This is a genomic window from Chryseobacterium gallinarum (assembly GCF_001021975.1).
GTDB lineage: Bacteria > Bacteroidota > Bacteroidia > Flavobacteriales > Weeksellaceae > Chryseobacterium > Chryseobacterium gallinarum.
Genome location: NZ_CP009928.1, coordinates 1,540,750 through 1,564,189 on the forward strand (window position 1 = coordinate 1,540,750; position 23,440 = coordinate 1,564,189).

Sequence of the window (23,440 nt, forward strand, 5' to 3'; positions counted from 1 at the left end):
AGTTTGTCTACAGCTCTTCAATCTGCTTTCTGTAGACTTTGTTAAAATGATGGGTGTAGACATCTTTCATAGTCTTTCCCTCATCATAGGTCTGTAATGCCAGCCTTTTTAAATCTAAATAATCCTTGTTTCTGATTTTAGAAACTTTACTTTTAAAGTATATATTTTCTGCAAAGTCGTATTCTTTGCTTTGTTTTTCAAAATTTTCCAGGGCTTTGTCATATCTTCCCAACTCGAAATAAGTGACTCCTAATTGGTAGTGATCGAACATTCCTTTCACATATCCTCTTGTGGCCAACAACCTTTCGATAATTCCGGCAGCCTTTTCCTTCTGTCCTAAAGCACTGTAGGACATAGCTTTCACCACATCCAGATGATAATCTCCATTCAAAGATCTGCCAGGGTCTTCAGGATAATATCTGCGAAACTCTTCCAGATCCTGAATTGCGCCTTTATAATCTCCTAAAAATTGAAATTTGCACCATCCTCTATACCCCAAATGTTTTTGGGGTTCTAAGGCTACTGCTTTATCAATCAGTATTTTCCAGGTTGCAAAATCACCGTTTTTGAGATAGGGTACCGCTTTCTCCATATAAGCATTGGAGAAACCGGGACAAAGCTCGATTGCTTTATCAAAGTCTTCCTGGGATTCCCGGAAACCCTGTAAATCTGAAGCTTTGTTGTAAAGTTCACAGGCTTTTTTACAGTCCTCACCCTCTATTGCATTACAGTTTACCTGTGCAATAGTATTGGTGTATACTATAAGGAACAAAAAGCTAAGGTAATACCTCTGAAACTTTTCCATTTTCAATTTTATAGGTTAAATATTGATAGTAATCTACTTTTAAACCTTCTATCTCTTTCGGCATCCAGCCGTTTAATGATTGCGTGAATTTCAACAGCTTATTTTCCAGATCTTCGTCCAAAGAAATATTTTTCAAATCTGAATCCATATGCCTGAGCCTGAACAATCCTGTTTTTCCTTCACAATTTACCAAAAATCTAACGGTAATATAACCATTGACCTTCTTTTCTGAAAATATATTTTCTTTTTTAAGTTTTTCAATAATAGCGATTTTTTCACCCTTATACCCGAACGTCTTTGGCCCGTGATAATATTGAAAGCTGAAAGGCTTATCCTTTCGGGCTCCACACTTCTTAAAACCTGGTTCATCAAGCTTTTCATCAAAGACTATATCTCCTACAATATCCGGATATTTGCTTACGGTTTTCTCAGCCTGACAAGACATCTGGATAAAAGTAAACAATGCAAAGAGATACAGGCTTTTCATAGCTCTGAATTATTCAACTATCTTTCCCAAAAGTGTGCCTTGGGTATTGTCATAGACAAAAACGTCCACAATGTCACCTATTTTCTGTCCTTCAAGCTTATCAAAAACACAAACTGCATTCTGGGAATTTCTTCCTTTCCATTGGTTTTCGTTCTTTTTAGAGGTGCCTTCGATCAAAATCTGATGGGTTCTTCCCACATAAGATTTCATTCTTTTTCTGGAAAGTTCTCCCTGTAATGCAATAACTTCTGCCAAGCGTCTTTGTTTTACGTCGGCAGGAATGTTATCTTCCATTTTTTTGTGCGCAGGCGTTCCCGGTCTTTCTGAATAAGCGAACATGTATCCGTAGTCATACTCCACTTCTTTCATTAAACTTAATGTATCCTGATGATCTTCTTCAGATTCATTACAGAATCCAACGATCATATCCTGTGAAAAGGCAACATCAGGAACAATTTCCTTCGCCTTTTTAATTAAATCAAGGTATTCTTCACGGGTATGCTGCCTGTTCATGGCTACCAGCATATTATTGCTTCCGCTCTGTACCGGGAGGTGTACGTATTTACAGATATTGTCGTGTTTTGCCATCATCCTGAATACATCCAGGCTCATATCCTGAGGATTGGAAGTTGAGAATCTGATTCTCATTTCCGGTACTGCTTTAGCCACCTGATCAAGCAGCTGCGCAAAGTTTACCGCTGTTGCTTTCTGCATTTCAGAGGCCTTGGCAAAGTCTTTTTTAGGACCACCTCCATACCATAAGTACGAGTCTACATTTTGTCCCAACAAGGTAATTTCTTTATACCCGCTGTTCCAAAGAGCCTTACATTCATCAATAATTGAATGTGGATCACGGCTTCTTTCTCTTCCTCTCGTAAATGGAACCACACAGAAGGTACACATATTATCACAGCCTCTGGTAATGGTAACAAAGGCTGTTACTCCGTTTCCTCCTAAACGGACCGGATTGATATCGGCATAGGTTTCTTCTTTGGAAAGAATAACGTTGATAGCGTCTCTTCCATCTTCGGTTTCTTTCAATAAGTTAGGCAAGTCCCTATATGCATCAGGTCCTACAACAAGATCCACCAGTTGCTCTTCTTCCAGAAATTTTGTTTTTAACCTCTCCGCCATACACCCTAGAACACCGACCGTCATATTCGGTTTTTCTTTCTTCAGATTCTTAAATTGGGAAAGACGCATCCTTACAGTCTGTTCTGCTTTTTCACGGATGGAACATGTATTTAACAGAATAAGGTCTGCTTCCTCCACCTTCATGGTGGTATTATACCCTTGTTCATTAAGTATGGATGCAACAATTTCGGAGTCAGAAAAATTCATCTGGCAACCATAGCTTTCCAAAAACAGTTTTTTAGAATTCTCAGGTCTTTCTGCAATTGCAAAAGCTTCTCCCTGTTTTGTTTCGTCTATATATTTTTCCTGCACAGCAATCAATTTAAGGTTCGTATTTTAAAATACGAACGGATGAGTCTGCAAAGATACAAAATATTGTGACAGAATGGCAGGGGTTTATGCTGCTTATATCAATTAAAAAAATCAGGGATATTCTGAATCAGTTTGTATGAGAACTCCTTTATTTGGTCTTTCAATGCAAATTACATATCAATAGATAAAGAAGAAAAGTTCATTTTCAACTTCATCTCGGATTTTACAGGCTGCCGACCACAGGTTGCAGGAGCCCAGTTTTTCTTTATCCTTCTTACCACATACTGCATATCATCAAAAAAAACCTCACTGTTCAGGACCTTTGGAAAGCCTGTTACATCCACTACCTTTCCCGTTGCATCAATCGTTAAGGTAAAAGTAAAGTCTCCGCTTAACGTATAAAAGTCTGCGTTCAGATAGGTGTACATATATTTGCTTAATATATCCTTGTATGCGGACGCTCCTCCTTCAAAAGAAGCCGGGTTAAAATCATTGCATTTCACCGCTACCTGCAGGAAAGGTTCTTTAATATCTATTTTAAAAAGATTTTTATTATTCTCTATGATAAAGGAATCATCCCTGTCTTCAAGATCCTGTGCCCAGGAAAAACCAGCTATACAAAAGGCAAAAAATAAAAGTATAGTTCTCATAACTTTATTTTATTCATTAATTATTGGGCAAAGGTAAATATTTAACTTTCTTATAAAAAAGAAAACTTCGCACGGTGTACGAAGTCTTTGGTGGTTATTGTAGTAAATTTTAAGAGATACTACAACAATCCTTTAATATGTTTATAGTTTGTCTTTACTGTTTCCAGGACCTCATCCATTTTACCGCCAAGCATCAGTTGCGCCATCGATTTTGTCATTCCTATCACCTGATCTAATTCAATTTTTGGAGGAAGAGCCAATGCATTGGGGTTAGTAAAGATATTCAAAAGATAAGGTCCGTTATAATGCAGACATTCATTAATAGCACTTTCGACATCCTCAGGCTTATGAACATTTTTTCCGGGATATCCCATTGCCTGCGCTATCAACGCAAAATCAGGGTTTATCATATCTGTTTCGTTATCCGGCATTCCTCCTACTTCCATTTCAAGCTTTACCATTCCTAAGGCTCTGTTATTGAAAACAATAAGTTTTATAGGCAATTTATATTGAAAAATAGTTGCCATATCTCCCAATAGCATAGACAATCCTCCATCTCCACACATTGCAATCACCTGCTTTCCGGGATGAGCTAAAGCTGCTCCGATGGCCATGGGCATTGCATTAGCCATTGAGCCATGATTAAATGAGCCCAGCATCTTTCTTTCTCCTGTCCCTGTAATAAATCTGGCGCCCCATACACAGCACATTCCCGTGTCTACAGTAAAAATCGCATCTTTCTCAGCCAGCCGGTCCAAAGTATGGGCCACATATTCCGGCTGGATGGCATCTTCTTTACCATAGTCTTTTACATAAGTCATCAAATTTTCTTTCACTTTATCATAAAAGGCCAGTTGCTCATTCAGAAAATGAACATCCGTTTTCTCTTTCAAAAGGGGAAACAAGGCGTTGATGGTTTCTTTAACGTCACCGGTAAGCCCCAGCTCGAGTTTTGCCCTTCTTCCTAACCTCTCAGGACTCTCCTCTATCTGTACGATTTTATTTTTCACGGGCATGAATTTCTGGTAAGGAAAGTCTGTTCCCAAAAGAAGGACTAAATCTGCTTCATGCATGGCGTGGTAGGCGGATGGGAGCCCCAACAATCCGGTGAGGCCTACTTCATTAGGATTATTAGGCTGGATGGCCATTTTTCCTCTGAAAGAATATCCTACAGGGGCTTTTAGCCATTGGGAAAGCTGTACCACTTCAGCATTGGCATGTCCAGCGCCAATTCCGCAGTAAATGGTTACTTTTTCACTTTCATTAATGAGGGCGGCAAGATGCTTTAGCTCATCATCAGAAGGCCTGATTACCGGATTTGTTTTAAAAACCCGGTTAGAAGTAGTAGCTTCTTCGGCATCTAATTCAGAAACATCCCCCGGAAGCCCGATAACGGCAACACCTTTTTTGGAAATGGCATGCTGTATGGCGGTTTGCACTATCCTTTGCACCTGCTCCGGCCTTGTAATCATCTGGTTATAATAACTACAGTCATCGAACAATTTTATTGTATTGGTCTCCTGGAAGTAATCCATTCCCATTTCATCACTGGGAATCGTTGAAGCGATAACCAACATCGGAACGTGCGATTTGTGCGCTTCGTACACCCCATTGATAAGATGCACATGGCCGGGGCCACAGCTTCCTGCACATACGGCAAAACCATCCAATTCTGCTTCAGCCGCCGCAGCATAGGCGCCCACTTCCTCATGCCGCACATGAATCCACTCTATACTGCTTTTTTTGACTGCAACATTCAGATGGTTGAGACTATCTCCCGTTACTGCATAAATTCTTTTCACATTAGCGTTTTCGAGCATTTCAACAATCTGCTCTGCTATATTCTTAGCCATATTAATAGATTTGGTGGTTATTTTTTGGATGAAATACAGCATTAAAACCCTGTATTTCTATCAAATTTAACCAATTAAATTGAACCATCCGTAGAATTTCAATGTTAAAAATTTGTAATTTTATTATCATTAAACTTAACAGGTTTTGAAAAACCTGTTAGGTTTACCAACGAAATTCTTTGTTATCAAAACCCAAAATTCATAATATTTTTAAGTTGGGAACAAAAACGGCTGCCCAAAGGACAGCCGCTCATTTTATATGTTTTGATTTAAATAACTTCGATCTGATTTCTCAATAAATCCTCAAACTCATCTCTTTTACGGATCAGATGAGCTTTTCCGTCTAAGAATAAAACTTCTGCCGGTTTTAATCTTGAATTGAAATTTGAGCTCATCTCGAAGCCATAAGCTCCTGCATTATGGAATGCAAGAATGTCTCCTTCACGTACTTCATTCAGTTTTCTATCCCAGGCGAAAGTATCCGTTTCACAGATATTGCCGACTACTGTATAAATTCTTTCAGCTCCTTTCGGATTTGATAAATTTTCAATTACATGGTAAGAATCATAGAACATCGGACGGATCAGGTGATTGAAACCGGAATTGACTCCTACAAACACCGTAGCTGTCGTTTGCTTAATCACATTCGCTTTCACTAAAAGATATCCGCTTTTTCCCACTAAAAATTTCCCCGGTTCAAACCATAATTCGAATTTTCTTCCGGTTGATTTTGAAAACTCCCCAAGTACTCTTTCTACTTTTTTACCAAGTGTTTTAACGTCTGTTTCTTCTTCACTATCCTGGTAGGGAATTTTAAAACCGCTTCCCATATCCAGATATTTCAGGTTAGGGAAATGTTCAGAAAGCTCCAGCATAATATCCAAAGCCTGGAGAAATACTTCAGGATCTTTAATTTCACTCCCTGTGTGCATGTGAAGCCCTTCAACATTCACATTGGTGCTCTTCATCACTCTTTCAATGTGACGAAGCTGGTGGATGGAAATCCCGAATTTACTATCGATATGCCCTGTTGAAATTTTATAGTTTCCTCCTGCAAAAATATGCGGATTGATTCTTACAAAAATTGGATAAGAGTTTCCGTATTTATTCCCGAATTGTTCGAGTATAGAAATGTTATCAATGTTAATATGAACTCCGAAGGTCATAGCCTCTTCTATTTCAGCCAGGTCAACACAGTTTGGGGTAAACAATATTTTTTCCTTCGGAAATCCTGCTTTTAATCCAAGTTTAACCTCATTAATAGATACACAATCCAAAGAAGCACCCAGGTTCTTGACATACTTAAGGATATTGATGTTTGTCAACGCTTTTGCTGCGTAGAAGAACTTTGTGTGTTTTAAAAAAGAAGATGTAAGTTTCTCGTATTGAATTTTGATGGACTCCGCATCATACACATACACCGGGGTGCCAAACTCATTGGCAATCTTTAATAATTCTTTTGAATTCATAATTTCATTTTAACATAAAAAAAGGCAGATTCTTCGAAAAAGAGCCTGCCACATTAATTATTTTTTATGCAAGACAAGTCTTTTAAATATTCCAAACCTTAGAGAACTTTACAGCTCCCTTTTTTCCAGTTTTAATTTGTTTAAAAATTTGCATTGCTTCTTTTATTTTTTGCAAAAATACTATTTATTTTTTTATTCTGAGGAAATTGGTTGGAAAAGCACCCTGTTCTTTGTTGATCATTTTGGTAATGGTAATGTCTCAAAATCACCACGAAGCAGTGCCAGCTGCAATTCGTTGTTCAGATCTGCTGAGGATAACGGAAGGTCAATTTTCAATTTAGCCAGCTTACTGAGGGTTTGTATCTGGGTGAAAAGTTCATAAAAGCCAAAGGATATTACTTTGCCGTTTTCTATAATTAAAAACAACTTCTCTCCTAATTTCCTTCCCGCGCCCAGCCAGAGTTCATTTCTTTTTTTGAATTCTATCTTCTGTTTCAGTACGGCAGCATCTCCGAATTCTGCCATAGCTTCAATAAACTGGCTGGCTTTTGTTCCCTGGGTGAAAGACCTGAATTTCAGGATTGGCTTCTCTGTTTTGTTGAGTTTATTTTTTTCGACAACATATTTATTGTTCCTAAAATAAAGCCCGAAAGGCAGTACCTCTTTCTTTTTGATATTTTTAGAATTAAGGATCAGCTTGGCAATAATATCCGTTCCTGTAAGTTCAAAATTGATCTGTTCAACATCCTTCTGAATCTGTTCCCATTTTTTAGATTTGGAATTGAAAACCTTTTTCGAAAACTTATTAATATCCTGAACATAATCGGAAAAGATAATACGGCCGGCTTCATCCTGGAAATAGACAAATCCTTTATCATTAGGAAGATCCTGGGTTAGCTCTTTTATCTTATTGATGTAGGTTTTCGCATTGGTTTCTTCATGCTGCTTCTGAATGATCTCATTTTCCGTATCTTTTGAAATCAGCAGCTTGAACAGTTCCAGCGTTGCCCTTGCATCTCCTTCCGCTCTATGATGGTTCGTGAGTGGGATTCCCAATGACTTGACAAGTTTCCCCAATGAGTAACTTACCTCTTCGGGAATCAGTTTCTTAGCCAATGGAATGGTATCCAGCGTATTGGTTTTAAAATCATACCCCAGCCTTTTAAAAGACTGGCGCAGCATTCTGTAGTCAAACTCAATATTATGACCTACCAATGTAGTATTTTCCGTAATCTCAATCACCCGGCGGGCAATTTCATGAAATTTCGGGGCCGTTTTTACCATTTTGGGAGTAATTCCGGTCAGCTTCTGTACGAAAGGAGTGATGTCGCTTTCAGGATTTACAAGAGAGATAAACTGGTCAGTAATTTTCTGCCCATCGTATTTGTAAATGGCAATATCTATAATGCATTCATGCCTATAACCTGCACCATTACTTTCTATATCTATAATTGAATACATTTAATTCCCGTTAACTGCTTTTAAATTTATAGTAAGCTTTTGTCCTCATTAAGTAAGCCGGCCTTTAGGGAATATTCCTCCATACATTGGCTCATTCTTAAAGACAACCTGCTAAAATAACAAAAAAATATATCAAAACATGGCAGACAGCCATATATTGCATTATCTCTTCCGTCCTCCCAGTCCAAACATACCAAGAATAGCTTTAGCCCCTTCTCTCATTAAAGTATTGGTAAAGGTTCTTCCTGCCTGGCTTTGTAATACCTGTTCAAACATCCCCGGCTCTTCTTTCACCTGCTTTGTTTTCTGGGTTGGGGCAGGATTTTGGGCTGCCTGCTCCATTCTGCTGGTTAGTATTTCATAAGCAGACTCCTTATCCAATGCTTCTTCGTATTTGGCTACTAAAGCAGATTTTCCGGTAAGTTCCGAAACTTCAGCTTCGTTCAGAACATCCATCCTCGATTCCGGAGAAATAAGATAGGTATGCACCAGTGGAGTAGGGATTCCTTTTTCATCTAAAGCCGTAACAAACGCCTCTCCAATTCCTAAACTCTGTATAAGACTTGAAGCATTATAATATTCTGTTGTAGGATAATTTTCCACGGCTTTGGAAATTTCTTTTTTATCTTTCGCTGTAAAGCCTCTTAACGCATGTTGTATTTTCAGTCCCAGCTGAGACAACACATTCTCAGGGACATCACCAGGGATCTGGGTAATAAAATAAATTCCAACTCCTTTGGACCGGATCAGCTTCACCATTGTTTCAATTTGCGAAAGAAGTGCTTTTGACGCTTCATCAAAAATCAGGTGGGCTTCATCAATGAATAATACCAGTTTTGGTTTTCCACTATCCCCTTCTTCAGGAAATGTCATATAAATCTCCGCAAAAAGCGAAAGCATAAAGGTAGAAAAGAGCTGCGGCTTATTTTGAATATCGGATACCCTTAAAATATTCACCACTCCCTTTCCATCTCTTGTGGCAAGCAAATCCTGTACATCAAAACTTAGTTCACCAAAGAAATCTGCTGCTCCCTGTTGTTCCAATGCGACGATTGATCGTAAAATTGCCCCTAAAGAAGCCGGCGCTATGGATCCGTAGTTGGCTGCCAGCTCAGCTTTTCCCTGAGCATTGTCTGTGACGTACTGCAGAACTTTCTTAAGGTCTTTAAGGTCGATCAAAGGCAGTCCTTTATCATCACAATATTTAAAAACAATTGACATAATACTCTGCTGGGTATCATTCAATTCTAATATTTTACTTAATAAAACCGGCCCGAATTCTGTAACGGTAGCTCTCAGCTTTACCCCTTTTCCTCCTGAAATGCTCATCAGTTCTACCGGAAAACCTTGTGGGTTATAAGGAAGTTGCGTTTTGGCATATCTTTCTTCAATGATGGTATTCATCACCCCTGGTTCTGCTATTCCTGAAAAATCCCCTTTGATATCTAAAACAAGTGACGGAATTCCCGCATGGGAAAGCTGTTCTGCAAAAACCTGCAACGTTTTGGTTTTCCCGGTCCCCGTTGCTCCTGCAATAAGACCATGCCGGTTAATAGTTTTTAATGGAATGGTAACATTCACTTCGGGAACAACTTCTCCGTTCAACATCCCTTTCCCTAATATAATATGTTCTCCTTTTGGAGTATATCTAGCATTTAATTCTTCAATAAATTGTGCTTTGTCTGCCATTTGCTCTCTTTTTTTTAACTTATAAATATAAAAGTTTTTATAAAATATTTGATAATATAAACCATATTATATCATTAAGGTTTGTTTTCAGATTCACCAGATTTATATGTAACTTCGCGATAAAAAGCACAATACATGTATTCACAGATGGTCTTGTTTAAAAAAAATTTATCTCTTATTTTCTTTTTTCTATTTACTATTCTTTTTTCTCAGCAACGTAAGTTGCCGGTCAATTTATCTGTAAAAGGAGATTTCACCCATCAGTCTACCTCTACTATTTTTCCGGAGCTATGGTCTGGCTTTCAGAGAGAAGCAATATTCTCTTATGACCAGGAAAATCAGCATGTAGCAGTAAGCTATGTACAGCAAAAAGATAAGAAATCCAAAACCGTAATTACACTTTATCTCTATCCCCAGATGGCAATTGACAATCAAATGCTCAGGGACTCCTTTTCATATTATGAGGAAGCTCTTAATCAAAATTCTAATAAAGGAACTGATTTGCGTCCCTCCTTTGGAAGTTTGTCTAATAATCAGATTAAAGTAAATTACATCTATTCAATATTTGATCACTCTATGGGAGAATCTGACTTTTTCAAAGGAGTAAAATATAGAGATAAAAAATCTCTTCTTTCTATCTATGAATGCGGTGGTTGGAACTTTAAAGTCAGGGTGTCTAGTGATCAGATGACTGAAGATCAGCTAGCAGAATTAAAAAACAAAACAGAAGTCTACTTTGACCTATTAAATATTGCATCTAAAAAAACATTGCCCATCGATAAAACACCAAGTATTATTCTGTCTCCTGTAGTTAAAAGAGACTCCATGATGCTTCATGCAACTATTGCAGCAGCAGAAGCGAAAATAGAGTGGTTAGGAAAAAATTTGGAAAAAAAAGAACTTTTAACAGGGTTCAATGATATGAACATCGACTCTGAAGTGTATTCTATTGAGAAAATGCTGGATTTCTATAAGGCCCATGAAAAGAATTGGCCTATGCATGATGATACAAAAAAATATTTCAGCGAAATGCTCAGAATAGCAGATAATGGAAGAATTAAAGATCATATTTATTATAAATATAATGGGCTCATCAACTATAAAGAAGGAACGGATAATAAAGATGATTATATTCAATTTAGAATAGATAAGGACATTTCAGAAAACGTTAGCGAAACCTTTTATAAAATTTACTATAAATTGAATGAATAAATGGGTCATATTCCGATAACATGATAAAAAACAGCATTTACAAATTAACATAATCTAAGGCATTCTTTTTGCTGAAATTAAAGGGCTCAGGAAGCTACTGAGAATGTAATATTGAAAGAAACTATCGATTGGATTTAACATTTCATTTACATTTCATCTAATACTTTGTATCTTTAACTAATAAAAAAAAGACCCAATGAAAATTGAACAAATATATACGGGCTGTCTGGCTCAGGGTGCCTATTATATTGTTTCAGAAAATGAAGCAGCCATTATTGATCCTCTAAGAGAAGTAAAGCCTTATCTGGATCGTCTGGAAAAAGATAATGTCACTTTAAAGTATATTTTTGAAACACACTTCCATGCTGATTTCGTATCAGGACATTTGGATCTAAGCAAGAAAACAGGTGCCCCTATTGTTTACGGGCCTACAGCTGCTCCTGAATTTGAGGCTATCATTGCGGAAGATTCCCAGATTTTTGAAATCGGGAAAATAAAAATAAAAGTTCTGCATACTCCGGGACACACTATGGAAAGCAGCACTTATCTTTTAATTGATGAAAATGGTACCGAGACCGCTATCTTCACAGGTGATACACTCTTCTTAGGAGATGTGGGAAGACCCGATCTTGCTCAGAAGGCAACCAACCTTACCCAGGAGGACCTTGCCGGGATCCTGTATGACAGCCTCCAGGATAAGATAATGCCTTTGAGTGATAGCATCACCGTTTATCCTGCACATGGTGCCGGCTCTGCTTGCGGAAAAAATATGCAGAAAGAGACCGTGGATACTCTGGGCAACCAAAAAAGAACCAATTACGCACTTAACCAGCCTGATAAGGCTTCTTTCATTAAGGAAGTACTTGATGGCCTTACCGCGCCTCCTAAATATTTCGGGATGAATGTCGCTATGAACAAAAGTGGCTATGAAAGTCTGGATGTAGTAATGGACAAAGGCCTTCATCCTGTTGATGCTGAGGATTTCGAAGCTTTGGCAGAAGAAACGGGAGCTTTAATATTGGATACAAGAGGAGCCGCTGATTTCCACAAAGGATTTATCCCGAACTCCATCAATATAGGACTGAAAGGAGATTTTGCCCCATGGGTAGGAACTTTGATAGTAGACGTAAAACATCCTTTACTACTGGTAACGGATGAGGGAACAGAGGAAGAAGTTATTACCCGGCTTAGCAGAGTAGGATTTGATAATGTAGCAGGATATTTAAAAGGCGGATTTGAGGCCTGGAAGAATGCCGGTAAAGAAACTGATGAAATCAAAAGGATTACCCCCGCTGAATTTGCTGAACAATTTACAGAAAATGCCAGGATTATTGATGTCAGAAAACTGACAGAATATTCTGCAGAACATATTGAAAATGCATACAACAGACCTTTAGACACTATCAGTGACTGGGCCCGTAGTATAGATGATTCCGAACACTTCTTCCTTCATTGTGCCGGCGGATACAGAAGTATGATCGCTGCAAGCATCTTAAACTCTCATGGTATCAGAAATTTCACAGAGGTTGAAGGTGGTTTTAATGGAATTAAAAAAACAGGAAAACTTCCAACCACAGATTTTGTATGTCAATCCAAAACCTCATAAAATGAGAAAGACCGGATTAAAAGGAGCGGCTCTGATTTCAGCCTTTTTGTTAAGCGCTTGCCAGACAACCCATGTAGCAGAAACGTCCAAAGCAGATATTAAAGAGGTAATAAACAGTTCAGAAACCACTTTGGTAGACGTAAGAATACCTGAACAATATGCTGAAGGAACGGCAAAAAATGCCATTAATATTCCTTTATCTACAATTCAGAATAATCTGGAAAGTTTAAAAGGTAAAAAAGTGGTTGTTTTTTGCAATAAAGGTGTACAGGCAGATCAGGCTGTGGAAATTTTAAAGAAAAACGGAGTGGAAGTCTATGACGGAACAAGCTGGAAAAACGTAAAAGCCATCCAGGACGAAGCCAGCAATAAATAAACTAATACGACCAATTATGTCACAAAAATTCCAGGAAATTATTAATTCTGAAAGGCCCGTACTTATCGATTTTTTTGCAACATGGTGCCAGCCATGTAAAGTACAGTCATCAGTTTTAAACAGTGTAAAAGAAAATATCGGCGAAGGAGCCAGGATTATAAAAGTAGATGTAGATCAATATCCGGCTTTAGCGTCACAATACGGAGTTCGTGGTGTTCCTACACTGGCCATTTTTAAAAACGGGGAACTCTTATGGAAAGAAAGCGGAGTACATGATGTGAATACATTGACCCAGCTTTTGCAGCAATATGCTTAATTAAATACTTATAAAAGGGCTAAGACGGTAAATCCGATCTCAGCCCTTTTATCTTATAACTGGATTGAGAAGCTATCCCGATCATTTAAAAACTGAAAATGATTTCTGAAATCATCCAGCTCTTCCCTATTCAATTCCGCAGATACAAGATTTCCGGTCTTTTGTGAAATTTCTTTCCCGTCTGCAAAGAAACAATGAGAACTTTCCTGATAAAACAGTTTATTCCCATCTGTTCCTATTCTGTTTAATCCAAAAACAAAAGATAGATTTTCAATTGCCCTTGCTTTTAGAAGGTGCTCCCAGGCCTCTACTCTTTTCTCAGGCCAGTTGGCAACATATAATATAGCGTCATAATCATCATTATTTCTTGCAAAAACAGGAAAGCGAAGGTCATAGCATACCTGGAGCAGAAACCGTATGCCTTTATATTCTACAATGATCCTGTTTTTTCCCGGAGTGTACACCTTATCTTCTCCGGAAAAGGAAAATAAATGGCGCTTGTTGTAGAATGATATTTCTCCTCCGGGCTGTACAAAATACATTCTGTTATAAAATTTCCCGTATTGCTCAACCGGAGCGCTGCCACAAAATGCAGCATTTTTTTCTTTTGAAATTTTTTTCAAAAACCCGAGGGATTCTTCATGCCTGTCTGAAACTTCTGAAGCATCCATACAGAAGCCTGTGGAAAACATTTCAGGAAGAATAAATAAATCTGCTTCCTGATTCTGAAGCTCACGTTCTATTGTTTCAAAATTTTCAGTCTTATTTTTCCAGATGATATCCAAATTGAGTCCTACAACTTTCATTACTTTACTTTTAATTATTATAATGATGTATAAAAATACATCTTTTATATTACAAAATAATATCCGAAGGAATAGATCATCCCCAGATATGCTATTTTATGGTTGAAATTTCTTAATAATTTATTAAAGTCTCTCAATTTTATTGTATTAAATATCTTTCGGTTTTATTTTTGATGCAGATATTTTTTATTACAATCATTAAAAAAATAGAAATTTATGAAGAAATTGGTTTTTATGGTGATGATTTTCTTTTGTGGAGCAATGGCTAATGCCCAGGCCTATACCGGAAAAGGAGATCAAAAAATTCAACTGGGTCTGAATGCCTGGGGGTATGGAACCGGAATTACAGGAACCTATGATTATGGTCTTAACAAACTGATCTCAGTAGGAGGTGGTCTGAATGCTTATTTCAGCAATTATAAAGACAATGATAAAGACAATCGTGTTTTTGTTTTTGGAAGGCTGAATTTTCATTTGAATGATGCCCTGAATCTTCCCGCAAAATGGGATATTTATCCGGGAGTGGATGTAGGAGTACTCGGGAAAGATTTTGGAATCGGAGCACATATCGGGGCTCGTTACTTTTTCACTGAAAAAATCGGCGTATTTGCTGAGGTGGGAAACAACGGAAGTCTTGGAGTTTCTTTCAATTTATAATTAAAACGTCTTTAAATATGACAAAGCTTCTCGTTTCGGGAAGCTTTTTTATTTGGCATAGTTTTGATAATTGTTACCTTTGCAAATTAAAATCTAAAACTTATTAATGGAAATAGCAATCAAACTCTTCCAGTTCATTCTGAGTATTTCTATATTAGTGCTTCTTCATGAGCTTGGGCATTTTTTACCCGCAATATGGTTCAAAACCAGGGCAGAGAAATTTTTCCTGTTCTTTGACCCTTATTTCTCGATATTCTCAATGAAGAAAATCAACGGAAAATGGCAGTATAAATTTTTATCCAAGAATTTGCCTGATTCTGAAGTAATAGAAGTAAACGGAAAGAAGGAAGAAGTTCCTATCGATATATCAAAACTTCCGGACAACGACTGGAGAAAGCATCCTGAACAAACCAAGTACGGGATCGGGTGGCTTCCTTTCGGTGGGTATGTGAAAATTGCCGGAATGGTAGATGAAAGCATGGATACAGCTCAGATGAAAAAACCGGCTGAACCATGGGAATTCAGGTCTAAACCGGCATGGCAGAGACTTATTATTATGCTGGGGGGAGTTACTGTCAATTTTTTCCTGGCATGGCTTATCTATAGCTGTCTTTCGTTCTTCAATGGAGAAACCTATACAGATATAACAAAATTCAGTAATGGAATTGAAGCCACTGCTGCCGGAAAGAAAATGGGCTTTCAAAACGGAGATAAAATCATCAGTGTGGATGGAAAGCCTGCTGAGAGACTGGAGAACACATCAATCAACATCCTTTTAGGAGATCAGGTTACTGTGTTAAGAAACGGTCAGGAAGTAACTTTTCCTGTAAATGCAGATGGTGTTGCAGATGTTCTTAAGCAAAAAGAAGCTAAATTATACATTACCCCAAGGGTTCCAATGGTGATTGATTCCCTGGCAACTCCTTCTTCGCAGGCTTCAGGTCTGGCAAAAGGAGATAAAGTTGTAGGAATTAATGGTAAAAAAGTAACTTTCTTTGATGAAGTATCTTCGCTATTGGCAGAAAATAAAGGAAAGACCATAAGCATAGAGGTAGAAAGAAACGGGGCTGTACAAACATTACCTGCGGTTTCAGTTGATAAAAACGGAAAGCTGGGTGTGGCGCTGGATACTAAAGGAATTGCAAAATCTATTGTAACCAATAAAAAATATTCTTTCGGGGAAGCTATTCCAAGAGGATTCACAAGAACTATTGAAGCTTTAACTACTCAGGTAAAGCAATTCAAGATTATGTTCAATTCTAAAGTTCAGGGATATAAAAATGTAGGAGGTCCTATTGCAATTGTAAAAAATATGCCGGTAGACAAGGATGCCAACGGAAGTTTCACAATTAACTGGGCTGCTTTCTGGAGCTTTACCGCTATGTTCTCTGTATGGCTGGCATTCCTGAATCTTATTCCTATTCCGGGGCTTGATGGTGGGCACGTTTTATTTACTCTTTATGAAATTATTGTAGGTAAACCTGTTCCTCAGAAAGTATTGGAAAACGCTCAGATGATTGGCGTTATCTTCCTGTTAGGCTTGATGTTAGTAATTTTTGGTAGTGACATCTTCAAGATCTTTACAGGAAAATTATAATTTTTTGGAAATTTTCCTAAAAAATATTTGTAGGGTATAAATATTCGTCCTATATTTGCACCACTTAAAACAAAGGACATTCCTCCTTAGCTCAGTTGGTTAGAGCATCTGACTGTTAATCAGAGGGTCGCTGGTTCGAGCCCAGCAGGAGGAGCAAAAGACTTACAGAAATGTAGGTCTTTTTTTTTGCCCGAAAAGAAAGACGAATTAAGAATGAAGTATAAAGCTGGGGAATTAGATTATTTATATTTTGTCTTTTAAATTTGATTTTCATCTAATGTTATAATTGAAAATAGCAAGGTAGAAGCAATTTCATTGCCCTTTCTAGCCTACGAACATCCATACATCCACTATCAAAAATTTCAAAAACATTAACTTATTTTTTCTACACTGAATTTCCAGAACTGAAATTAAAAATATTTCGTATTGAAACTCAATGTATTTAGCCTAAATTTATCGATAATCAGGGAGAAAACTTGACTGATATTAATATTCCTCCTATATTTGCACCACTTAAAACAAAGACATTCCTCCTTAGCTCAGTTGGTTAGAGCATCTGACTGTTAATCAGAGGGTCGCTGGTTCGAGCCCAGCAGGAGGAGCAGAAAGACTTACAGAAATGTAAGTCTTTTTTTATTATATTCAATTTATACCTGTTCCTCCATATTGGGTAATAAACTCCACTCCTATTACTACTTTCCGTTTACTCTTTAATTTCCTGATTCTTCATCTTTTAGCCTATAAAATTTCATATTTAATTTTTAGTAAATCGTAGTATTATTTTCGTTACATTTGCTGTTTTACGTAGAATAAAATTTTTTTTCTACTTTTTTCAATTTTTTAAAATAAACTGCATACTTTTTGTTTGTGCTAATTGCTTGAAGAAACGAATGATGTTAAACAATAATTCTAAACACAATTTTATATTATTTTTCCTGTTTTTCACTGGTTTAGCGTGGGCCCAAAATAAAGCCAGCGGTAAAATTGTGGATGAAAAAAGCAATAAAGAACTCAGCAAAGTAGATATCTTTATCAACGATAATAAAACACCTTCCCTTACCACTACTTCGGGCAACTTTATGGTGCAGTCTGACAGTATTATTACCAAGTTAAGGTTTTCCAAAAAAAATTATACCACAGAAACATTTGATGTTACCCCTGAAAACGCTGAAAACATTTTCGTACAGCTTTCCCAGGCAAAGGTGAGCAGTATTCAGGAAATTGTCATCAACAGCGGAAAACCGAAGTACAAAAACAAAAAAGAAAACCCCGCCTATGCCATCATGCAGAAAGTATGGGCACGGAAAAGGAATAACGGGCTGGAAAAGTTTGATACCTATTCCTATAAAGAGTATGAAAAAACCCAGTTTGACCTCAACAACATAGACAGCGCTTTCATGAAGAAGAAAATTTTCAAAAAACTGGATTTCATCTTCAGTTACGCAGATTCTACCGCAAGCGGAAGATTGGGGCTTCCCATTTTCCTGAATGAAGCCGTTTATGAAAATTACGGAAAAAACAAACCGGAAAAAGATAGCAAAAGAACGCTTGTTGCACAAAAGACTTCCGGATTTCAGGATAACCAGGTCATCACCGTTTCTGCAAAGAACCTCTACAGGGACATTAATATTTATGACAATACCCTGAATTATTTTGATATCGGGTTTCAAAGCCCTGTAGGAACGGATGGATTTGGCACCTATGATTATAGCCTGGTAGACACTATTAGTGTTCATGGTGAGAAAGCTTTCCATATCAGATATCAGCCTAAAAGAAAAGATGTACTCGCCTTTCAGGGTAATCTGTATATTGACACTGATACTTATGCTGTTTTAGGAGCTACCTTAAAATCTACCCAGAAAATAAATGTCAACTTCGTCAACAGTGTTTCTACCGAACTGGAATACGACAATCCTGATGAAACAACGTTTCTTCCTAAAAAGCTGGTTACCGAGTTTGAAATAAGTCCTTTTTCAAAAAAGAGAGGGTCTAAAAGCATTATTGCCAAAAGATCCGTGGATTATTCCAATTATGAGTTCAATAAACCTTTAGATCCCAGTGTTTTTAAACGAAAGGAAGAAGAGTATGAAGATAAATTCACCGACAAGGATGAGGCTTACTGGGCAAAAGCCAGGCCTGACACTTTATCCAAGTCTGAACAAGGTGTATATAAAATGTTGGATCAACTGCAGCAGACCCCTAAATTCAACCGCATGGTAAAGCTGTTTGAAACCCTTGGTTCCCGTTACTATAATGCTTTTAAAGGAGTAGATTTAGGACCAATTTTTTCTGTCTATGGCAGAAACGAAGTAGAAGGAGACAGAATAAGGATAGGGGCAAGATCTTATTTTGGATTAAATGATCCATGGAGGGTTCAGTTTTATACAGCGTACGGCTTCAAAGATCAACAGGTAAAATATGGTGTTGATGCAAGGTTCATGTTCAACAGGCTTAACCGGTTTATGATTGGTGCAGGAACCAGTAGGGATATCGTTCAGCTTGGCGGACAGCTTACATCAGGAGATGGAGTTGCTTCCAGATCCTTATCGTCAAGTACCTTTTTCGCCAGAGGAGAAAATATATCATTAAGCTCTGTAAACCAGACCAATGTTTTTGTAGCAATCGAACCCTGGAAAAACATTCAGTTCAGAGTAGACGGAGTAATGCAGAGTATTAAATCTGCCATTCCCGAGAAGTTCAACCTTATGTATTACCAGGATGGGCAATTAAGAAAAACAGTAAACGATTCTCATGTTACAATCAGTGTCATCGCAAAACCTGGTGCTAAATTCTCTCAAACAGGGATAGACCGGTACCAGGCAAGAAACCTAGCTCCCACTATCGTGCTGAGATACACCCGTGGTATTGAAGGACTTTTTAATGCCGATTTTAATTATGACAAATTACAATTTATGTTTTATAAACCCTTTCTTATTGGAACATTGGGTAAAACAGTTGTCAATTTTGAGGCAGGAAAGAACTTCAATACTGTTCCTTTAGCATTGCAGAATATAATCCCGGCCAATCTTTCATATGGGCTGGTTCCTAATACATTTTCACAGCTTAATTACTATGAGTTCGTAGCTGATGCTTACACCACCCTTCATCTGGAGCATCATTTCAATGGTAAACTGCTTTCTTATATTCCTTTAATCAAGAAATTAAAGTTCAGGGAGGTTGCATTCATCAGGGCGGCATACGGAACTTTAAGTGATGCTTCTAAGGCTATCAACGTTGAAGGCTTTAAATATTCTGCTCCAAGTGAACATATTTATTACGAGTATGGATTTGGCATTGAAAACATAGGAATAGGCAATCTAAGACTCTTCAGAGTAGATTTTAATTGGAGAGGAAATTATCTTGACAGACCAGATATTTCCAAATTTGGCGTTAAAGCCGGAATTCAGGTAGGATTTTAAATAGTTTCATCTATAATAATAAACAGTTGGGCGGCTTCTTCGAAGCCGCCCAACTTTATTTCCAATTGTGATTTAATTTCATCAATACCGGATAATTAAAAGCTAAATGCTTAGAACATCTTTCTCAATTATTAATAGCATCCACATCCGTCTTCTACATCCAGTAAACAACGCATCTTCTGCTTAGGGGTTAGTCCGCACCATATATCGCATGGATAGGTTTGGGTGGACACAATGCCGCACTGCCATTAATTGCCTTGAGGCTCTTCTTGGTTAATTTTTTAATTTTGATAATTCGTTTTAATGTTTGCCTACTCTACATGCTTTTCGGCTATCGCAATTTACTGAAAACAAATAGTCAACACGCACAAAAAAGCCTCTGCAAAATAATGCAGAGGCTTTTATTTTTTTATAAAACGCTTGATTACGCGTTTGGTTCTACAGATACGAAAGATCTGTTGTTTGCTTTCTTTCTGAAAACTACTTTACCATCTACTAATGCAAACAAAGTGTGGTCTTTACCGATTCCCACGTTATCACCTGGGTGGTGCTGAGTACCTCTTTGTCTAACAATAATATTTCCGGCAATAGCTGCTTGTCCTCCGAAAATCTTCACACCTAATCTTTTAGAGTGAGACTCTCTACCGTTCTTGGAACTACCGACTCCTTTCTTGTGTGCCATTTTATTAGTGGATTATTATTATTTGTTAAGTGCTTTAAAGTTTTCGATATTCTTAGCGATTGCTGCATCTACATCTTCATGAGTAAGAACATCTTTACCTAATTCAGCTTTTACTTCTTTACCTAAAGCGATTAAAGCTTCTCTGTTTTCTTTAGACTGAGACAATCCGTTTTTCTTAAGGTGGTAGTTCAATTCGTGATCTTCACCAAAGTTAACAGTTGCGTTGTCAGAAAGAACTTCTCCTTTCACAGTTTCTTTTTTAGCAGCTTTTTTAGCTCCGCCCTCAAAACCTGTAATACCAGTGATTACAATTTGAGTTAAAGATTGTCTGTGACCGTTTTTCACTTTGTAACCTTTTCTTCTTTTCTTTTTGAAAACGATTACTTTATCAGCTTTTACGTGATCAAGAATCTCTGCTTCTACAGTGATTCCGCTTACAGCTGGGGCGCCTACAGTGATTGCACCGTTTACAGTAAGAAGAACTTTATCGAAAGAAACTTTTCCTCCTTTGTCTCCTTTTAAACGGTTTACAAACAACTTCTGGTCTTGCTCAACTTTGTATTGAAGCCCTGCTATTTCTACAATTGCAAACATTGTTTATAAAATTTTTAGTTATTTCGAGGTGCAAATATACAAATAAAATTCTAATCTGCTTACAATCAAAGCAATGTTTTTTCAAAATTCACCTATTCACTATGTCTTGAATAATTTTTAACATTAAAGTATTCACACATATAAGAATATTTCATACCTTCGTTTTACCAAACTAATTTATATATGAAAAGAAACTTTAATCTCTGCTTTTTAGCAGGTGCCATTGCTGTATCTTCATTGACGGCATGTAGTGATGACAAAATGGATGACACTGTCCAGCCACAAGAAAATCTTAGCGCAAAAATTGAACAACCTGGAGACCGTGAAAAAGTTTGCTATTATGTAGACAATAACTGGAGCTCCACAGCTGTTTTGCTAACAGGTCTTCAAAGTTCTGCAGACACCAGTTTTATGAATTCCCAAATGACTAAAATTGCCGGCATGTGGGGAAGAAGCAATCCAACGCTGAGATTTGTAAATGACCCTTCCAATTACAATTCCACGTACAATGCTATTTCTTATTCTACAGGAAAGATATACTACGGATATGCTATCTATTATGATGCAAAAGCAAAAGGTGGTGATATCGTAAATGCAATGATTCTGGCTCATGAATACGGACATCAGCTACAGTACATTTTCGGGCTTCCTTCAGTAAATGAAAACACAGCAAGACCCAATGAGCTGGAAGCAGACGGCTTTGCAGGGTACTATCTTAGAAATCCTAATGGCTACAACAAAACTACCTTCTCGGAGATTGCTGCCGCTTATGAATTTGCACAAAGCATCGGGGATTACCAGACTTCAAGTCCCAATCATCATGGAACACCTGCACAAAGAAGATCTGCCGTACGTTTAGGATTCCTTTTAGCACAGGCTAATTCTAATCTTACAGCATCCAGCTTTGATTATAACTTCTTCTATTATTATCAGGGAGTTCTTAATGGCACTTACAAAATGGCTAAGAATACGGTAAGTCCAGAAGTTGATGCGTATATGAGCCAATATATTGACGAGCTTAGAAAAATTCAGACCGGGGAAATTTCTGCGGAAGAATTCAAACACTTAAAATAAACAAACATTCATTTTTAGCATATTTTAAGAAGGAGGCAGACGTAATTGTTCTGCCTCTTTTTTATTTAACAGAAGTTTATTTACTTTTGAACCATATTTGATACAATATGAACAGAGATCTTTATATTGATTTTGCCAAAGGAATGGCAACCCTCTCCATTATATTCATTCATACCGCCTTCTGGTCCGGACAGTTTTATATTCCTGCAGAAGTGAGGGTCTTTTCTCTGGTATTTGATGTAGCGCTTTTCTATGCGTTAAGCGGAATTACCTCAGGAGCAAACATTGAAAAAACCTTTTACAGATTATTAAAATTACAGATTACCTATATGATTTTTGTAACGCTTCTGTTCTTTTTAGATTATTTCTTCAAGGTTTTCGGGTTAAGTTTCTTTTCTATGGAGTGGCTTCAGGGCTTTTACTCTACATTTGGGTCAAAATATGCTACAACAGATATTTCCACCACACCGCAGTGGCAGAATCTCGGAAACTGGTACCTTCACCAATATACTAATGCCGATACATTCCCGGTAGTCATGGGAAGCTTTTGGTATCTCAAAGTCTATTTCATACTTACCGTATTTGGGGTACTTATCCTCAGGTTTTTCCCAAAACATATCAACTGGTTTATAGGCCTTTGTGCCGTTTTAACTTTGCTATTCAACATGGTACCGGAATATTATCCAACGGGGCAGGTAGGATATATAGCATTTTATCTTGCCGTTTTTTTAGTCGGCCATAAAATGCGTGGAAAGAAAATCCCCAAAAACATCATTCCTGTATTATATGCTCTGGTTGCCTGTCTCTTAATCGGAATGTTCTGGTATTACGGAAATGACATTTTCTATAAAATCAATAAAAATAAATTCCCTCCTAAAATTCCTTATATTATCTGGGCCCAGTTTTCCCTTTTAACCCTATTTGTTCTTTATAACAGGCTAAAGATTACAAAAGATAATATCATCACCTATATTGGGAAGAATGCTATATTCTTCTATTTTGCTCAGGGAATAAGTTCATCGCTGGTGTATTTCCTTGTGGTTCCTTTAAAGGAAATTATGCCTTGGTGGATTTTAATGATTATCATTTACAGTATTAATATTATCCTGGCATTTATTATTTCGGCAGGGTTGAAAAAGGTAGATACCTTAGGCTGGAATATTCTGGAATTTTTAAGAAGAAAGACTACTTCTTAAGACTTTCGTGACTAAATTGAAATAAACTTAAGTTTTCTTATTTCA

The 23,440-nt window shown here is 37.4% G+C and carries 20 protein-coding genes and 2 tRNA genes; 11 read left to right on the top strand and 11 right to left on the bottom strand.

The window, feature by feature from the left end; all coding sequences use genetic code 11:
- Positions 1-7 precede the first annotated feature (7 nt).
- The 8 genes from OK18_RS06895 to OK18_RS06930 all read right to left on the bottom strand — a co-directional run bounded on the left by OK18_RS06895 (position 8) and on the right by OK18_RS06930 (position 9,860).
- Positions 8-805: a tetratricopeptide repeat protein gene (locus OK18_RS06895; protein WP_050021856.1), complete on the bottom strand. Its 798-nt coding sequence runs from the start codon at positions 803-805 to the stop codon at positions 8-10.
- Complete coding sequence (locus OK18_RS06900) at positions 777-1,292, bottom strand: hypothetical protein (protein WP_050021855.1); 516 nt, start codon at positions 1,290-1,292, stop codon at positions 777-779. Before OK18_RS06900 ends, OK18_RS06895 begins: the two co-directional genes overlap by 29 nt.
- A 9-nt stretch (positions 1,293-1,301) precedes the next feature.
- The gene (gene miaB, locus OK18_RS06905; protein ID WP_053329310.1) at positions 1,302-2,738 is read right to left on the bottom strand and encodes a tRNA (N6-isopentenyl adenosine(37)-C2)-methylthiotransferase MiaB; all 1,437 of its coding nucleotides are present in this window, start codon (positions 2,736-2,738) and stop codon (positions 1,302-1,304) included.
- A 170-nt stretch (positions 2,739-2,908) separates the two neighbouring features.
- On the bottom strand, positions 2,909-3,388 hold the full coding sequence (locus tag OK18_RS06910; RefSeq protein WP_053327543.1) for a hypothetical protein: 480 nt from the start codon (positions 3,386-3,388) through the stop codon (positions 2,909-2,911).
- A 119-nt stretch (positions 3,389-3,507) separates the two neighbouring features.
- Complete coding sequence (locus OK18_RS06915; protein ID WP_053329311.1) at positions 3,508-5,241, bottom strand: thiamine pyrophosphate-dependent enzyme; 1,734 nt, start codon at positions 5,239-5,241, stop codon at positions 3,508-3,510.
- A gap of 269 nt (positions 5,242-5,510) precedes the next feature.
- Entirely contained in the window at positions 5,511-6,710 is a 1,200-nt protein-coding gene (gene lysA / locus OK18_RS06920) for a diaminopimelate decarboxylase (protein WP_174441950.1), read from the bottom strand.
- A 237-nt stretch (positions 6,711-6,947) separates the two neighbouring features.
- Positions 6,948-8,171, bottom strand: a complete 1,224-nt coding sequence (locus OK18_RS06925; protein WP_050021853.1) for a 3'-5' exonuclease — start codon at positions 8,169-8,171, stop codon at positions 6,948-6,950.
- Positions 8,172-8,333: 162 nt separating this feature from the next.
- Positions 8,334-9,860, bottom strand: coding sequence for a helicase HerA-like domain-containing protein (locus OK18_RS06930; protein ID WP_053327544.1), 1,527 nt, complete (start codon positions 9,858-9,860; stop codon positions 8,334-8,336).
- A 135-nt stretch (positions 9,861-9,995) separates the two neighbouring features.
- On the opposite strand from OK18_RS06930, the gene OK18_RS06935 reads away from it, so the two are divergent.
- From OK18_RS06935 to OK18_RS06950, 4 genes are all read left to right on the top strand, one after another.
- Entirely contained in the window at positions 9,996-11,072 is a 1,077-nt protein-coding gene (locus tag OK18_RS06935; RefSeq protein WP_053327545.1) for a hypothetical protein, read from the top strand.
- Between the two features lie 196 nt (positions 11,073-11,268).
- Positions 11,269-12,678 (top strand): MBL fold metallo-hydrolase, encoded by a 1,410-nt coding sequence (locus OK18_RS06940; RefSeq protein WP_050021851.1) that lies wholly within the window; start codon positions 11,269-11,271, stop codon positions 12,676-12,678.
- Between the two features lies 1 nt (position 12,679).
- Positions 12,680-13,054: a rhodanese-like domain-containing protein gene (locus OK18_RS06945; RefSeq protein ID WP_050021850.1), complete on the top strand. Its 375-nt coding sequence runs from the start codon at positions 12,680-12,682 to the stop codon at positions 13,052-13,054.
- A 16-nt stretch (positions 13,055-13,070) separates the two neighbouring features.
- Positions 13,071-13,370, top strand: coding sequence for a thioredoxin family protein (locus OK18_RS06950; RefSeq protein ID WP_050021849.1), 300 nt, complete (start codon positions 13,071-13,073; stop codon positions 13,368-13,370).
- A 53-nt stretch (positions 13,371-13,423) separates the two neighbouring features.
- Here OK18_RS06950 and OK18_RS06955 read toward each other — a convergent pair whose 3' ends face one another.
- On the bottom strand, positions 13,424-14,176 hold the full coding sequence (locus tag OK18_RS06955) for a nitrilase-related carbon-nitrogen hydrolase (RefSeq protein ID WP_050021848.1): 753 nt from the start codon (positions 14,174-14,176) through the stop codon (positions 13,424-13,426).
- A 216-nt stretch (positions 14,177-14,392) separates the two neighbouring features.
- On the opposite strand from OK18_RS06955, the gene OK18_RS06960 reads away from it, so the two are divergent.
- The 5 genes from OK18_RS06960 (at position 14,393) to OK18_RS06980 (ending at position 19,849) form a co-directional block, all read left to right on the top strand.
- Positions 14,393-14,833: a DUF6646 family protein gene (locus tag OK18_RS06960; RefSeq protein ID WP_053327546.1), complete on the top strand. Its 441-nt coding sequence runs from the start codon at positions 14,393-14,395 to the stop codon at positions 14,831-14,833.
- Positions 14,834-14,939: 106 nt separating this feature from the next.
- Positions 14,940-16,430, top strand: coding sequence for an RIP metalloprotease RseP (gene rseP / locus OK18_RS06965; RefSeq protein WP_053327547.1), 1,491 nt, complete (start codon positions 14,940-14,942; stop codon positions 16,428-16,430).
- Between the two features lie 80 nt (positions 16,431-16,510).
- A tRNA-Asn gene (locus OK18_RS06970) sits at positions 16,511-16,584 on the top strand.
- A gap of 374 nt (positions 16,585-16,958) precedes the next feature.
- Positions 16,959-17,032 (top strand) — tRNA-Asn (locus tag OK18_RS06975).
- A 288-nt stretch (positions 17,033-17,320) separates the two neighbouring features.
- On the top strand, positions 17,321-19,849 hold the full coding sequence (locus OK18_RS06980; RefSeq protein ID WP_228377705.1) for a DUF5686 family protein: 2,529 nt from the start codon (positions 17,321-17,323) through the stop codon (positions 19,847-19,849).
- Between the two features lie 424 nt (positions 19,850-20,273).
- Here OK18_RS06980 and rpmA read toward each other — a convergent pair whose 3' ends face one another.
- Together rpmA and rplU are read right to left on the bottom strand one after the other, a co-directional pair.
- On the bottom strand, positions 20,274-20,531 hold the full coding sequence (rpmA, locus tag OK18_RS06985) for a 50S ribosomal protein L27 (RefSeq protein ID WP_027372929.1): 258 nt from the start codon (positions 20,529-20,531) through the stop codon (positions 20,274-20,276).
- Between the two features lie 18 nt (positions 20,532-20,549).
- Positions 20,550-21,125, bottom strand: a complete 576-nt coding sequence (rplU, locus tag OK18_RS20865) for a 50S ribosomal protein L21 (RefSeq protein WP_082129156.1) — start codon at positions 21,123-21,125, stop codon at positions 20,550-20,552.
- 183 nt (positions 21,126-21,308) lie between these two features.
- Between rplU and OK18_RS06995 the strand changes: the two genes are divergently transcribed.
- Positions 21,309-22,199, top strand: a complete 891-nt coding sequence (locus OK18_RS06995) for a neutral zinc metallopeptidase (RefSeq protein ID WP_053327549.1) — start codon at positions 21,309-21,311, stop codon at positions 22,197-22,199.
- Between the two features lie 107 nt (positions 22,200-22,306).
- A complete protein-coding gene (locus OK18_RS07000; protein ID WP_053327550.1) occupies positions 22,307-23,395 on the top strand; it encodes an acyltransferase family protein in 1,089 nt (362 codons plus the stop codon).
- Positions 23,396-23,440 lie beyond the last annotated feature (45 nt).

What these genes read in the sequence shown, in the direction of transcription:
- OK18_RS06935 (WP_053327545.1), top strand. Translation starts at nt 9,996, where the DNA reads ATGTATTCACAGATGGTCTTGTTTAAAAAAAATTTATCTCTTATTTTC.
- OK18_RS06960 (WP_053327546.1), top strand. Translation starts at nt 14,393, where the DNA reads ATGAAGAAATTGGTTTTTATGGTGATGATTTTCTTTTGTGGAGCAATG.
- rpmA (WP_027372929.1), bottom strand. Translation starts at nt 20,531, where the DNA reads ATGGCACACAAGAAAGGAGTCGGTAGTTCCAAGAACGGTAGAGAGTCT.
- OK18_RS06980 (WP_228377705.1), top strand. Translation starts at nt 17,321, where the DNA reads ATGATGTTAAACAATAATTCTAAACACAATTTTATATTATTTTTCCTG.
- OK18_RS06955 (WP_050021848.1), bottom strand. Translation starts at nt 14,176, where the DNA reads ATGAAAGTTGTAGGACTCAATTTGGATATCATCTGGAAAAATAAGACT.
- OK18_RS06915 (WP_053329311.1), bottom strand. Translation starts at nt 5,241, where the DNA reads ATGGCTAAGAATATAGCAGAGCAGATTGTTGAAATGCTCGAAAACGCT.
- OK18_RS06940 (WP_050021851.1), top strand. Translation starts at nt 11,269, where the DNA reads ATGAAAATTGAACAAATATATACGGGCTGTCTGGCTCAGGGTGCCTAT.
- rplU (WP_082129156.1), bottom strand. Translation starts at nt 21,125, where the DNA reads ATGTTTGCAATTGTAGAAATAGCAGGGCTTCAATACAAAGTTGAGCAA.
- OK18_RS06945 (WP_050021850.1), top strand. Translation starts at nt 12,680, where the DNA reads ATGAGAAAGACCGGATTAAAAGGAGCGGCTCTGATTTCAGCCTTTTTG.
- rseP (WP_053327547.1), top strand. Translation starts at nt 14,940, where the DNA reads ATGGAAATAGCAATCAAACTCTTCCAGTTCATTCTGAGTATTTCTATA.
- OK18_RS06900 (WP_050021855.1), bottom strand. Translation starts at nt 1,292, where the DNA reads ATGAAAAGCCTGTATCTCTTTGCATTGTTTACTTTTATCCAGATGTCT.
- OK18_RS06995 (WP_053327549.1), top strand. Translation starts at nt 21,309, where the DNA reads ATGAAAAGAAACTTTAATCTCTGCTTTTTAGCAGGTGCCATTGCTGTA.
- OK18_RS06950 (WP_050021849.1), top strand. Translation starts at nt 13,071, where the DNA reads ATGTCACAAAAATTCCAGGAAATTATTAATTCTGAAAGGCCCGTACTT.
- OK18_RS06910 (WP_053327543.1), bottom strand. Translation starts at nt 3,388, where the DNA reads ATGAGAACTATACTTTTATTTTTTGCCTTTTGTATAGCTGGTTTTTCC.
- OK18_RS06925 (WP_050021853.1), bottom strand. Translation starts at nt 8,171, where the DNA reads ATGTATTCAATTATAGATATAGAAAGTAATGGTGCAGGTTATAGGCAT.
- OK18_RS07000 (WP_053327550.1), top strand. Translation starts at nt 22,307, where the DNA reads ATGAACAGAGATCTTTATATTGATTTTGCCAAAGGAATGGCAACCCTC.
- OK18_RS06930 (WP_053327544.1), bottom strand. Translation starts at nt 9,860, where the DNA reads ATGGCAGACAAAGCACAATTTATTGAAGAATTAAATGCTAGATATACT.
- lysA (WP_174441950.1), bottom strand. Translation starts at nt 6,710, where the DNA reads ATGAATTCAAAAGAATTATTAAAGATTGCCAATGAGTTTGGCACCCCG.
- OK18_RS06895 (WP_050021856.1), bottom strand. Translation starts at nt 805, where the DNA reads ATGGAAAAGTTTCAGAGGTATTACCTTAGCTTTTTGTTCCTTATAGTA.